Below are 12,207 nucleotides of genomic sequence, written 5' to 3'. Positions count from 1 at the left end.
CAGTTGTGTCGCGGATGTCGTGCATGTAGCGGTGTTCCCGTCGGCTCCGGGTAACCCCTTGGCGCCCTTTGCTCTGCTTCAACCCACGCATCAGTTCCGCGCCGAATCCGTTGCGTGGGTTGAAGCAGAGCAAAGAGGCCGATGAGGTAGTCCGGGAGGTGCGGATCCGGCCGGGCTACCGTAAGTTGTCCACAGGGTTATCCACAGGGGTTGCGGCGGGTTCCGGGGGTCGGCGAGGGTCGCCGGTATGTCTTCCATCTTCGAGCCCACAGACCGCGGCCCTACCCTCGGCGCGTTTCCCATTGCCGGTCTGGTGCGGCGTGTCCGGCGGATCGTCGGGCTCAGTCAGACGCGGATGGCCCGGTTCGCGAGGGTGGCGCCCTCCACCGTCGCCCGGGTCGAGTCCGGCACCTTGACTCCGAGTCTCGTGGTGCTGGAACGCCTGATCGGCGCCGCCGGGCTCTACCTCGTCGTGGTCGACCAGGACGGGCACGTGATCCTGCCGATGGAGGTGTGGGACGACACCCTGGACGGGGCCGGGCGCCGCTACCCGGCACATCTCGACACGATTCTCGACCCTCGGCCGGGCGAGTGGTGGGCGGACATCTACGGACTCGCCCGCCCGCCGGAGACGTTCAAGCGGTGCCGGGTCGAGCGAGAGGCCCGTCGGCGGCGCAGCCAATGGGAGGTACGGGTGGCGAAGTACCGCAACGATCCGCCGCCCCCGGACCCTCGATCCTGGTACTACTGACCGCGACGCCGGCCCAGCAGACCTGCCGCCGGTCAGGAGACCTGCCGCCGGCCGAGCAGACCTGCCGCCAGCCGGCAGATCGGCGTGGCCTCAGCGAGCGGCGTCGAGGCGGTGCACCAACTCGGCCACGTCGACGCTGTACTCGCACCACTCCCGGTCGGGACGGTAGCCCAGCTCCGCGTTGACCTTGAGCATCGCCTCGTTGGCCTGGGCGTTCCACGTCTGGACCTCGGTCAGATGCGGCTCGGCCGAGCGCAACTCCATCAGCATGCGGGCCTTGATGGCGCGGTCGATCCCGTAGCCGCGGTGCTCCTGCACCACGATCGTGTCGTACTGGTCCGCGCGGGTCGGGTGCTGCGCCGGCACGACCACCTCGGTCAGACCGGCCACCTCGCCGGTCTTCTCGTGCAGGGCGAGCACGATGTACGGCTTCATCCCCCGCCGGTGCAGGCAGTCGAGACTGTCGCGTAGCCGCTGCGGGTCGTACGAGCTGGGCCGTAGCTCGCCGTCCTCGACGTCGCGGATCTCGGCCTTGGCCCGCGCGTATGCCTCGATCAGCTCGTCCGGTGGGCCGCCCGGGTGGAACTGCACGTGGTAGCCGGCGCCGACACCGGTCGACATCTCGGCCAGCTCGGTCCAGTCGACCCCGGCGAGGTCGAGCACGCTGCGGGTCTCGACGTACTCCCGGCTGAAGCCCAGCGACTCGTAGAAGGCGACCGCCGGGGTGTCACCCACCACCTCGACGCCGATCGACTCGAAGCCCTCCTGGTAGACCCGGCGGGAGGCGCGCAGGACGAGATCACGGCCGAGGCCCCGTCGCCGGTGGTCGGGGTGCACCAGCACCTCCAGCACACCGATGCTGCCGAGCAGCAGCACGTGCACCTGACCCAGGATCGGGCCGGGCGTCCCGTCGGCGGCCGGCTCGGCCTGGGCCACCCAGGCGATCCGTCGTTCGCCGGGCATCACCTCGGTGAGGTACTCCCGCACGGAACTCTCCCGCCATGGCGGATCCTGCGGAAGATCGACCGCCAGGACCGCGTTCAGCGTGTCCAACAGCGACGCGATCTCGGCGGACGACGCGGTCCTGGGGTCCCACTCGCGCACCATCACGCGTCTAGCTTGCCGTTAACCGCTGCCGGGGGGAAGTGTCCAGTCCTCCAATGTGCGGGGACGATCACTTCACGTGCGACTCGCCTGTCCGTACCGGTTGGCCGTTTCGAAGACGGCCTGGGCGTACCGACCGACGTTGTTGTACGACAGAATGGCGTTCCACCAGTCACCCGGAACGGTGAGGTTGCGGCCCCCCTTGCAGAGGTACATTCCGGCGGCCAGCGCGGCGTCGTGGATGTTGTGCGGGTCCTTGACCCCGTCGCCGTCCGCGTCCGCGCCGTTCTCCTGCCAGGTCGTCGGGATGAACTGCATCGGTCCGACCGCCCGGTCGTAGGTGGTGTCCCGGTCCAGCTCGCCCCGGTCGGTGTCGGCGATCCGCATCCGACCGCCCTGCCCGTCCAGCGGCAGTCCGATGATCTCCGGAGTGGCCCTGCCGTCCGGCCCGAGCCGCGCGTTGTTGGCCTGCCCGTGCCGAGATTCGACGAAGCCGATCGCGGCCAGCGTGGTCCAGCTCAGGCCGCAGGCCCGGTTGGTCTCGGCGAGCACCAGTTCGGCGTAGCCGTACGCCTGGACAGCGATCGGGTCGATGCCGGTCTTGGCGCCGACCTCGCGGGCCCAGCCGGCGAGGGCGTCGGAGGGGCGTCCCGCCACCGGCGCGGTCCCCCCCGTCGTGCCCGGGAACGGCGTCGCTCCCGGCGGCAGCGTCTCGGTGGTCGGCGGCACCGCGCCGATCGGTGGAGCCTCGGTCAGCGGCAGCGTGCCGTCGGTCGCCTCCGGCCCGGCGGTCGCGTCGGCCGCGACCGGACGCGGCGCGCCGACGGTCGCCGGCACCAGCAGCGCACCGGCCGTCGCGGTCGCGATGACCAGCGCGAGCAGGAACACCCCGGGCAGGGTCAGTCGCCCGCCGGGCCGCCGCGACCAGTCCCGGGTCGCGCGGGCGGCGGCCCGTGGACCCGGCACGCGTACGGCATGCGCGAAGCGCACCCGGCGTCGCCGGGCTCGCCGAGGCCGGTCACCCGTCCCGCCCGCCACCTCCCCGTCGGTCCTGGCGGTGGTGTCGGCCTTGTCGGCTGCCTTGCCACCGGTCTCGGCGAGCTGCTCGCCGTCGGTCGCGGTCGCCGCGGCGTCGTCGGTCGCGGTCGTGCTCGCCTGCTGGTCGCCGGTCTTCGTGGTCGCGTCGGAGTCGGCCGTGGGCCGGTCGCTGGGCTTGGCCGACTGCTCGGTGTCGGCCATGGCGGCTGCTCCAGCCTTGGCGCTGACGCCGGACGCGACGGTCGCATCGGCCTTGGTGGTGACGTCGGCCGTGGACTCGGGCTTCGGGCCGGGCTCGGCCGACAGTTCGGGCGCAGGCTTGTCGGGCGCGGGCTTGTCGGGCGCGGGCTTGTCGGGCGCAGGCGTGGCCGGCAGCTCGGGCGCGGGTGTGGCCGCCCTGATCGTCGGCGCACTGGCAGCCGTGTCGGCCCCGGTGCTGGGCGACCCGCCGGCCGGTTCGCCGGATCTCCACCAGGGTCGGCGCGGCCGGGGGATCGCGCTGACCGGTCTGTCCGTAGTGGCGCCGGTTTGGGCGCCCGGCGTGGCCGGTCGCAGGGGTCGAAGGGTCGAACGCTCTTCGCCGTCTGCCACCCGTCGAGTATCACCCATGTCGCCGCGAGCGTCAGGTCCGGTCGTACCCTGATGCCATGCCCCGGTACGAGTTCCGCTGCCGCGCCTGTGGTGACACCTTCGAGGTCAACCGGCCGATGGCCCAGGCGGGCGAGCCCGCATCCTGCCCGAAGGGGCACTCCGACACGGTGAAGTTGTTGTCGACGGTCGCGGTCACGGGACGGGGTGCCGGTGCCTCCGGTGGTCCGCCCGCACCCTCCGGGGGCGGCTGCTGTGGTGGCGGTTGCGGCTGTTGAACGCCGCTGGCGACGGTGGCCGGTCGGACGTGGTCGGACCGGCCGGAGGGCCGTCGTACGTGGTGGGACGGTTGATGTCGGTCTTGCCCGGACGCCGGGTGCGATGGCACCTTGGGGCGGAGCCTCGGCCGACCGTTCTCACGATGCGTGATGATCTGGTTTCGGGAAGTATGAAGCCGAGGCCAGGGGGGAGGTTCCACGCATGCCGCCACGGATCCACCTCCCGAGTGGCTGGGTGACGTTCGTCTTCACCGACATCGAGGGCTCCACGCGACTGGCGCAGATGCTCGGCTCCGGGTATCGCCCGGTGCTGCGGGAACACCGCCGTCTGCTGCGCCGGACGATCGCCGCGACCGAGGGCGCCGAGCTGCTGACCGAGGGGGACTCGTTCTTCCTGGTCTTCGGGGACGCCGGTGCCGCGCTGACCGCCTGCCTGACCGCGCAACGCGCGCTCGGCGAGCACGAGTGGCCGACCCCGGAGGCCGCGCCCCGGGTGCGGATGGGCCTGCACACCGGCTGGGCCGAGCCACGTGACGGCGAGTACGCGAGCCCGGAGGTGCACCGGGCCGCCCGGGTCGCCGCCGCCGCGCACGGCGGGCAGGTGCTCTGCTCCGCCGCGACCGCGCGGCACGCCGACCCGCTGCCGTTCGGGGCGTCCCTGATCGACCTCGGGCTGCACCGGTTGCGGGGTTTCGACGACCGGGAACGTCTCTTCCAGCTCGTTGCACCGGGCCTGGAGCGGCAGTTCCCGCGTCCGCGTACCGCCGACGCGGTGGCGCACAACCTGCCGATCCCGGTCACCTCGTTCGTCGGTCGGCAGGCCGAACGGATCGAGTTGCGGGAGCTGGTGGCCGGGCACCGGTTGGTCACCGTGCTGGGTGCCGGTGGCGGCGGCAAGACGCGGTTGGCCGTGGAACTCTCCATCGACCTGGTCGACGAGTACCCCGACGGGGTCTGGTTCGTCGACATCGCCTCGGTGACCGATCCGGGTCTGGTGGCGTTCGCGATCGCCGCGGTGCTCGGGCTGCGTCCCGAACCGGGCCGTCCCATGGTGGACACCCTGGTCGAGTACGCGGCCGGTCGCCGGATGCTGATCGTCCTCGACACCTGCGACGTGCAGCCGACCGCCTGCGCCGAGGCGGTGTCCCGGCTGCTCTCCGGCGGCAGCGGGGTGAAGGTGCTGGCGACCACCCGGGAGCCGCTGGCGTTGCCGGGCGAGGTGGTGTGGCGCATCCCGCCGCTCTCGGTCGACCCGTCACCGGACGGCACCGAGAGCGACGCGGTCGCGTTGCTGCTGGACCGGACGGCCGCCGCCCGGGGCGGGCGACGTCCGGACGCGGTCGAGTCGGCGGACCTGCGCCGGGTGGTACGCCGACTGGACGGGCTGCCGTTGGCGATCGAGCTGGCCGCGGCGCGGCTGCGGGTGCTCTCCGTCGGGCAGCTCGCCGAACGCCTCGACGACGTGCTGGGCACGCTGGACGCCGGTCGGGACGATCCGGAGCCTCCACCGACCGACCACGGCAACACGGGCAACCAGCGGGACACCGTGGACCTGGTGGCGGCGGCGACCGGGGCCAGTCCCCAGTCCCCGGCGACGCGGGCGGTGGCGCGGTCGGCGATCGAACGTCACCTGACCATGCAGGCGACGGTCACCTGGTCGTACCGCACGCTCGGGCCCAGGGCGGCGCGGCTGCTGCGCTGGCTGGCGGTGTTCGCCGGCCCGGTCGACCTGCCGACCGTGGAGTGGCTGCTCGACGACGACCCGCTCGACCCGCTCTCGGTGCTCGTGGACAAGTCCATGGTGCTGGCCGAGCCGCAGGCCGGCGGCTGCACGTACCGGATGCTCGACCCGATAAGGGCGTACGCGGCCCGTCGACTGGCCGAGGCCGGTGAGGAGCAGGACGCGCGCAACCGGCACGTGAAATGGTCGGCGCACGCGCTGGAACGGGCACATCTGGGCCCGGACGGCCAGCCGGTGACGCTGTCGCTGTACGCGCTCGATCCGCTCGCCGGTGAGCTGCGCGCCGCCCTGCGCTGGTGCGCCACCGGCGGCAGTGCCCGGGCGGGCCTGCGGCTGGCCAGTGGCCTCGACCAGTGGTGGCGGGAACGCGGGCTGGCCCGGGAGGGGCGGCTGTGGCTGTTCCGGCTCTACGGCCGGATCGCCGAGACCGGGGAGGCGATCCCCGAGGCCGAGCTGGCGGCGGCGTACCACATGCATTCGCTGCACGCCGGTGGCGACGGCGAGTACGCCGAGGAGCTGCGCTACTCGCAGCGGGCCGAGGCGGCGGCCCGGCAGGCCGGGGACGCCGGGCTGCTGGCCCGGGTGCTCGCCGGCCGGGCGGCGCCGCTGGTGGACATGGGACAGTTCGCCGAGGCCGAACGGATCTGCCGGGAGGTCATCGACTGGGCGCGTGAGCAGGGGGTGGAGTCCGAGGCGCTGTTCGCGGTGTTCCGGCTGGCCGAGCTGCTCTGGCGGCGGGGCGCTCTGGACGAGGCGGCCGACCTGCTCGCGGCGGCACGACCGGTGGAGGCGGCCCGCCCGGTCGACCGGGGGCGGCGTTCGGTGGACATGCTGCTCGGCATGGTGGCGTTGGCCCGGGGTGATCTGGTGGCCGCGCACGAGCACCTGCTGGCGGCGTTGCGGTCCCGGATGAACCACGGTTTCCACGGCCGGGCCTGCGACACGCTCAACGCGATCGCCGTGCGCTGTCTCGCCGGGGACACGCCGCTGACCGCAGCCCGCTTGTTCGGTGCGGCGCAGGCGACCCGGGCGGGGCTGCGGTCGACCACCGGCATCTACGACGGCTACTGGAACGAGCGGCAGGTGGCGCTGCGTCGGACGTTGGGCGACGCCGCCTTCGACGAGGCGTACGGGCAAGGCGCGGAGCTGGGCCTGGACGAGGCCGTGGCGTTGGCGCTCGGCGTCGAGCATCCTGACCTGGCCGCCGACTCGGCCCGGTTCGCGGCGCGGGCGGGCCGGGCGACGCCCCGGCAGTCGACCGCCGCCACCGACCGGCACACCGAACACGCCTGACCGAGGGGTCCGCGTCGGACGCGGACCCCTCGGCCGGGAGATCAGGCGCGGGCGAGGCGTTCCGCGTCGGCCTTCATCCGGGCGGCCCGGTCGATGTCGGACTGCTGGACGGCGGCGGCCGAGCCGAAGACACTCACCGCCTGGTAGTAGGTCCAGGCCAGGCTGAGGCAGGCCGGACGGACGACTGCGTTGTACGTGGCACAGACCCGCTTGAGATCCTCGTAGAAGGCGCTGTCCAGGCGGGACTTGTTGGCGCTGAACTGGCCGACCGCCTTGTAGTTGCGGTAGCCGAAGTCGTGGCGGTGGCAGGAGAGGGAGAAGCGGAACCCGAGCGGGTTGTCCGGGCTGGACGAGCAGAAGTCGGTGGACCAGTCGAAGTTGTAGCCGGCCCACGGTGTGCGGTTCTGCCGGGCCGAGTTCCAGGCGTTGTAGCTGCTGGCGCTGGTCTGGGTCCAGCTCGACAGCACGGACAGCTTCTGGGCGGGCGTGACGGCTGCGGTCGCCGGGGACGCCACGGCGAGCGTGGCGGCCAGCGCGACCGCGCCGGAGGCGAGGACGGTGGTGAGACGTCTGAGCACGGGGGATACCTCCGCGGGGGTGTGCGGTGGGGGCGATGGTTACCGGCGAGTACCCGGAGTTCGACCAGTCTCGATCAAGGTCGTGGCGTTCGGGTGTAACCATTGAGAAATATTGGTGACCGGTGCTGAAACAGACGAATACCCCGGACGTCCGTGACGTCCGGGGCGGTTCGCGGGCCGGTCGGCCTGATGCGCAGCTCAGTGCCGGGTGGTCCGGCGGGTGGTCAGTCGAAGAAGCGGGCCATGTGGGTGGGGTGGGGGCCGTCGTCGTCGACGCCCAGCGGGGTGAGGTCGGCGAAGATCGACGCGCCGTCCGTGCCGGCGTGCAGTGGGTGCCAGCGTGGGGTGCCCGGTGGACGCATCGCGCAGACCCCCTTGATGGTCTGCACGTCGAGCAGCCGGACGTGGGTCGGGTCGGCGACCGCGTTCACATGCCCCCACCAGGGGCTCATCACGTGCAGGACGCCGCCGGGGCGCAGTACCCGGTGGCACTCGTCGAGCAGGGGCAGGAAGTCGATCAGGTGCTCCAGGATGTGCACCGCGAACAGGACGTCCACCGAGTCGTCGGCCAGCGGCAGCGAGCCGGAGAGGTCGGCCACCGCGTCCACCCCGGGGGCCGGATAGATGTCCAGCCCGAGGTTGCCCGGCCACTGCTTGGTGCCGCCGCAGCCGAGGTCCACCACCACCGGGTCGCGTCCGCCGACGCGTACCCGGCACCAGACGCCGAAGACCCCGGCGAGCCGGCCGACCTGCTCGCGTACCAGGCGGAGGTGGGCCGATTCGTCGACCTCGCCGGTCAGGTGGGCGACGCCCCGGTCGAAGCGGACCTCGACGGCCAGCGACCGCAGCCTCTCGTCGTGACGGGCCTGGTCCGCCCATGCCTCCGCGAGGAACCCGTCGACCGCCCGCAGCCGTTCGGCCGAGGGCGGGGTGTGTGCCAACGCGACCATTCGCCCACCTCCGGCCGGCGCGATACCCCGATCGCTGCCCGTTATGCGCAACTTATCCCAGAGGGTGGCGCTCGGGTGGGCCGTCGGCCGGACTGCCGCAGGGAGGTCGGTCAGCCGGGGGCGGTACGTCGGGGGCGGCCGGCAGCGCTGATCCGCTGTCGGGGTGCGGGCACCTTGGGGCGCTTGAGGTGGTAGCGGTGCAACTCGGCGTGGCCGGCCAGGGACGGGTCCTCGCTCATCGAGACCAGTTCCCAGCCCTGGTCGCCGGCCCGGTTGAGATGGGCCAGCGCGGTGTCGCCGTACGGCGTGACGTCGATCATGGAACCGTCGGGGCCGTACCAGATGAAGACGATCTCCCAGCCGGCGTCGGTGCTCGCCGCCTGGCGGCGCCGCACCAACAGTGCGTACTCCCACCTGAGCATGCAGTGATTGTCACTCCGGCGGGGGCCGCAGGCCGGGATCAGGACTCGGCGATCCGTCCGGCGTCGACCCGCAGGCGGCGGTCCACGCGTACCGCGTCCAACATCCGCCGGTCGTGCGTCACAAGCAGCAACGTGCCCGGGTAGCCGGCCAGCGCCGACTCCAACTGCTCGATCGCCGGGAGGTCCAGGTGGTTGGTCGGCTCGTCGAGCACCAGCAGGTTGACCCCGCGCCCCTGCAACAGCGCCAGCGCGGCCCGGGTCCGCTCGCCCGGGGAGAGCGTCGCGGCCGGGCGCAGCACGTGCTGGGGGCGTAGGCCGAACTTGGCCAGCAGCGTCCGCGCGTCGGCCGGCGACAGGTCCGGTACGGCGACCCGGAAGGCGTCCAGCAGTGGCGCGTCCCCGAGGAACGACCCGCGTGCCTGGTCCACCTCGCCGACCACCACGCCCGGGCCCAACGCGGCCTGACCGGCGTCCAGCGGCAACCGGCCCAACAGGGCGGCCAGCAGCGTCGACTTGCCGGACCCGTTCGCTCCGGTGATCGCCACCCGGTCGGTCCAGTCGATCTGAAGGTTCACCGGGCCCAGGGTGAAGTCGCCACGGCGTACCACGGCGTCGCGGAGGGTGGCCACGACGGCGCCGGCGCGGGGCGCGGCGGCGATCTCCATCCGCAGCTCCCACTCCTTGCGCGGCTCCTCGACCACGTCCAGCCGCTCGATCAGCCGCTCGGTCTGCCGGGCCTTCGCCGCCTGCTTCTCGCTCGCCTCGGAGCGGAACTTGCGGCCGATCTTGTCGTTGTCGGTGGCCTTGCGTCGGGCGTTGCGGACACCCTTCTCCATCCAGGCTCGCTGCGTGCGCGCCCGCGCCTCCAGCGCCGCCCTGTTGTCGGCGTACTCCTCGAACTCGGCGCGTGCCTGGCGGCGGGCCACCTCCCGCTCCTCCAGGTACGCCGCGTAGCCGCCCCCGAAGTGGTTGACCTGCTGCTGGTGCAGGTCCAACTCCAGCACCCGGGTCACCGTCCGGGCCAGGAACTCCCGGTCGTGGCTGACCAGCACCGTGCCGGCCCGCAGCCCGGTGACGAACTGCTCCAGCCGCTCCAACCCGGCCAGGTCCAGGTCGTTGGTGGGCTCGTCGAGCAGGAAGACGTCGTACCGGCTGAGCAGCAGCGACGCGAGCCCGGCACGGGCCGCCTGGCCACCGGAGAGCCCGGTCATTTCGTGGTCGAGACCGACGGCGAGCCCCAGCCCGGCGGCGACCTCCTCGGCCCGCTCGTCCAGGTCTGCCCCGCCCAGGCCGAGCCAGCTCTCCAACGCGGTGGCGTACGCGTCGTCCGCGCCCGGCGCGCCGGTGGTCAGCGCCTCGGTGGCCGCGTCGAGGGCGGCCTGTGCCCGGGCCACCCCGGTCCGCCGGGCCAGGAACGCCCGGATCGTCTCGCCGGGACGCCGATCCGGCTCCTGCGGCAGGTGCCCGACGCTCGCGCCGGGCGGACTCACCGCGACGCTGCCGGCCTCCACCGGCAACAGCCCGGCGAGGGTACGCAGCAACGTCGACTTGCCGGCCCCGTTCGGCCCGACCAGGCCGATCACGTCCCCGGGAGCGACCACCAGGTCCAGCCCGGTGAACAGCGTCCGTTCCCCGTGCCCGGCGGCCAGGTCCTTGGCGATCAGCGTGGCGCTCACAAGCAGCCGAGCCTACCCGCCGGCGTGGTTGGCGTGGCCCGCCATGCTGAGGAGCGACACACGAGGCAGACTCACGGTCGTGCAGACCACTCTGGCGATCGACTGCGGCGGTGGCGGGATCAAGGCGTCCGTGCTCGACGCCGCCGGCACGATGCGGGCCCAACCGATGCGGGTGCCCACCCCGTACCCGCTGCCGCCGGAGCTGTTCGTGCGGACCCTGCGGGAACTCGGCGACCGGCTCCCGACCGCCGACCGGGTGACGGTCGGCATGCCGGGCATGATCCGGCACGGCGTGGTGGTCGCCACCCCGCACTACGTGACCCGCTCCGGTCCGCGTAGCCGGGTCGACCCGGCGCTGCACGCACAGTGGTCCGGGTACGACGCCCGAAGCGCCCTCGCCGCGGCGTTCGGGCTGCCCACGCTGGTGCTCAACGACGCCGAGGTGCACGGTGCCGGGGTGGTCGCGGGCACCGGCTGCGAGCTGGTGCTGACCCTCGGTACCGGGCTGGGCAGCGCCCTCTTCGACGGTGGCGTGCTCGCCCCGCACCTGGAGCTGTCGCACGCCCCGGTGCGCTGGGGCACCACCTACGACACGTACGTGGGCGAGCCGGAACGCCGCCGGTTGGGCGACGCGTTCTGGTCCCGACGGATCCGGCAGGTGGTGGAGGGGTTGCGTCCGGTGTTCCGCTGGGACCGGCTCTATCTGGGCGGCGGCAACTCCCGGTTGATCCGTCCCGAGCAGCTCGCCCGGATGGGCGACGACGTGGTGGTGGTGCCCAACAGCGCCGGCATCGTCGGCGGCGTCCGCGCCTGGGACCTGGCTGCCGTGTGATTGCACGGATGTGAGTGCAAGCAGGGGTCCCCTGCTAACGCCAGCGGTATAGCAGGGGTCCCCTGCTAACACCCGGCGCCGCCCGCAAGCGCCCGGGAACACCCGGCGCCCGCCCGCAAGCGCCCGGGAACACTCGCGCGGCCGCCGGTGTTGTGCGAGCGTCAGGGCAGTGGTGCGAACTAGGGGGTGGGCCGAGATGGATCTTCTGGCTGAGTACCGGCGGGCGACCCTGTTCTTCGAGTCGGGCGACCCGAGCGGAGCGGCCCGACTGCTCGAACCGATCGTCGAGGCCGAGCCCGACAACTCCGCCGTCCGCCAGTTGCTGGCCCGGGCGTACTTCCAGTCGGCCCAGCTCCGGCGGGCCGAGGAGCAGTTGCAGGAGTTGATCGACCGCAACCCCAGCGACCACTACGCCCACCACGTGCTGGGTCGGACGCTGGAGCGGCTGAACCGCTACACCGACGCGCTGCGGCACCTGCGCATCGCGGCGGCCATGCACTCCGCCAACGACGACTACACGACCGCGCTGCGGCGGGTCGAGACCCGGGTCGGCGGCGGTCGCTGAGGCGGCGTACCCGACACGACGACGAGAGGGCGGCCCACGGGCCGCCCTCTCGTCGTCTCCGGGCCCTGCCGGGGACCTGCCTACGATGGCCGTATGGGAGCCGACCGGACGGTGGACGGGGCATGAAGCTGAAGCTGGACCTGCACGACATCTTCAACAAGGGCCACGACATCGACCGGGCGCTGCGCGGGATCATGGACGAGGCGGTGGCCAAGAAGGCCACCCTGGTCGAGATCATCCCGGGCAAGGGCTCCGGCCAGCTCAAGAAGCGGGTGCTGCGCTTCCTCGACCAGAAGGACGTCAAGCAGCTCTACCACCGGGTCGAGAAGGACTCCAAGAACTTCGGCCGCCTCTTCGTGCACTTCCGCTGGAAGTAGGGCGGCCGACCCCG

General features: G+C 72.7%; 12 protein-coding genes. 6 read left to right on the top strand and 6 right to left on the bottom strand.

The features are described 5' to 3' along the window. Positions 1–313 precede the first annotated feature (313 nt). The gene (locus ACWDVW_RS01215; RefSeq protein WP_449943245.1) at positions 314–751 is read left to right on the top strand and encodes a helix-turn-helix domain-containing protein; all 438 of its coding nucleotides are present in this window, start codon (positions 314–316) and stop codon (positions 749–751) included. Positions 752–841: 90 nt separating this feature from the next. Here the strand turns inward: ACWDVW_RS01215 and ACWDVW_RS01210 are convergent, their stop codons facing one another. Together ACWDVW_RS01210 and ACWDVW_RS01205 are read right to left on the bottom strand one after the other, a co-directional pair. Further along, entirely contained in the window at positions 842–1,858 is a 1,017-nt protein-coding gene (locus ACWDVW_RS01210; RefSeq protein ID WP_449943514.1) for a GNAT family N-acetyltransferase, read from the bottom strand. A 72-nt stretch (positions 1,859–1,930) separates the two neighbouring features. Continuing rightward, positions 1,931–3,094, bottom strand: coding sequence for a lytic murein transglycosylase (locus ACWDVW_RS01205; protein ID WP_449943243.1), 1,164 nt, complete (start codon positions 3,092–3,094; stop codon positions 1,931–1,933). Between the two features lie 446 nt (positions 3,095–3,540). Here ACWDVW_RS01205 and ACWDVW_RS01200 point away from each other — a divergent pair, with 446 nt between their 5' ends. Next, complete coding sequence (locus ACWDVW_RS01200) at positions 3,541–3,759, top strand: FmdB family zinc ribbon protein (protein WP_350693004.1); 219 nt, start codon at positions 3,541–3,543, stop codon at positions 3,757–3,759. A gap of 202 nt (positions 3,760–3,961) precedes the next feature. Further along, a complete protein-coding gene (locus ACWDVW_RS01195; RefSeq protein WP_449943240.1) occupies positions 3,962–6,793 on the top strand; it encodes an ATP-binding protein in 2,832 nt (943 codons plus the stop codon). Positions 6,794–6,834: 41 nt separating this feature from the next. On the opposite strand, the gene ACWDVW_RS01190 is transcribed toward ACWDVW_RS01195, so the two are convergent. From ACWDVW_RS01190 to ACWDVW_RS01175, 4 genes are all read right to left on the bottom strand, one after another. Continuing rightward, positions 6,835–7,371: a phospholipase gene (locus ACWDVW_RS01190; protein WP_350693000.1), complete on the bottom strand. Its 537-nt coding sequence runs from the start codon at positions 7,369–7,371 to the stop codon at positions 6,835–6,837. 224 nt (positions 7,372–7,595) lie between these two features. After that, positions 7,596–8,321, bottom strand: a complete 726-nt coding sequence (locus ACWDVW_RS01185) for a methyltransferase domain-containing protein (RefSeq protein ID WP_449943237.1) — start codon at positions 8,319–8,321, stop codon at positions 7,596–7,598. Positions 8,322–8,431: 110 nt separating this feature from the next. After that, a complete protein-coding gene (locus ACWDVW_RS01180) occupies positions 8,432–8,743 on the bottom strand; it encodes a hypothetical protein (protein ID WP_449943234.1) in 312 nt (103 codons plus the stop codon). 38 nt (positions 8,744–8,781) lie between these two features. Continuing rightward, positions 8,782–10,419: an ABC-F family ATP-binding cassette domain-containing protein gene (locus tag ACWDVW_RS01175; RefSeq protein WP_449943232.1), complete on the bottom strand. Its 1,638-nt coding sequence runs from the start codon at positions 10,417–10,419 to the stop codon at positions 8,782–8,784. Between the two features lie 79 nt (positions 10,420–10,498). Between ACWDVW_RS01175 and ACWDVW_RS01170 the strand changes: the two genes are divergently transcribed. From ACWDVW_RS01170 to ACWDVW_RS01160, 3 genes are all read left to right on the top strand, one after another. Further along, positions 10,499–11,251 carry an ROK family protein gene (locus ACWDVW_RS01170; RefSeq protein ID WP_350692994.1) on the top strand — a complete coding sequence of 251 codons (753 nt, stop codon included), beginning with the start codon at positions 10,499–10,501 and terminating at the stop codon, positions 11,249–11,251. A gap of 196 nt (positions 11,252–11,447) precedes the next feature. Beyond that, positions 11,448–11,816, top strand: a complete 369-nt coding sequence (locus tag ACWDVW_RS01165; RefSeq protein ID WP_350692992.1) for a tetratricopeptide repeat protein — start codon at positions 11,448–11,450, stop codon at positions 11,814–11,816. A 122-nt stretch (positions 11,817–11,938) separates the two neighbouring features. Continuing rightward, on the top strand, positions 11,939–12,193 hold the full coding sequence (locus ACWDVW_RS01160; RefSeq protein WP_013736060.1) for a Smr/MutS family protein: 255 nt from the start codon (positions 11,939–11,941) through the stop codon (positions 12,191–12,193). The last annotated feature ends 14 nt before the right edge of the window (positions 12,194–12,207 follow it).

The organism is Micromonospora sp. NPDC003241 (assembly GCF_053589795.1).
The sequence above is the reverse complement of the archived record's forward strand: the minus strand, read 5'-3'. Positions and strand labels throughout refer to the sequence as shown.

What these genes read in the sequence shown, in the direction of transcription:
- ACWDVW_RS01185 (WP_449943237.1), bottom strand. Translation starts at nt 8,321, where the DNA reads ATGGTCGCGTTGGCACACACCCCGCCCTCGGCCGAACGGCTGCGGGCG.
- ACWDVW_RS01160 (WP_013736060.1), top strand. Translation starts at nt 11,939, where the DNA reads ATGAAGCTGAAGCTGGACCTGCACGACATCTTCAACAAGGGCCACGAC.
- ACWDVW_RS01180 (WP_449943234.1), bottom strand. Translation starts at nt 8,743, where the DNA reads ATGCTCAGGTGGGAGTACGCACTGTTGGTGCGGCGCCGCCAGGCGGCG.
- ACWDVW_RS01195 (WP_449943240.1), top strand. Translation starts at nt 3,962, where the DNA reads ATGCCGCCACGGATCCACCTCCCGAGTGGCTGGGTGACGTTCGTCTTC.
- ACWDVW_RS01165 (WP_350692992.1), top strand. Translation starts at nt 11,448, where the DNA reads ATGGATCTTCTGGCTGAGTACCGGCGGGCGACCCTGTTCTTCGAGTCG.
- ACWDVW_RS01200 (WP_350693004.1), top strand. Translation starts at nt 3,541, where the DNA reads ATGCCCCGGTACGAGTTCCGCTGCCGCGCCTGTGGTGACACCTTCGAG.
- ACWDVW_RS01205 (WP_449943243.1), bottom strand. Translation starts at nt 3,094, where the DNA reads ATGGCCGACACCGAGCAGTCGGCCAAGCCCAGCGACCGGCCCACGGCC.
- ACWDVW_RS01210 (WP_449943514.1), bottom strand. Translation starts at nt 1,858, where the DNA reads ATGGTGCGCGAGTGGGACCCCAGGACCGCGTCGTCCGCCGAGATCGCG.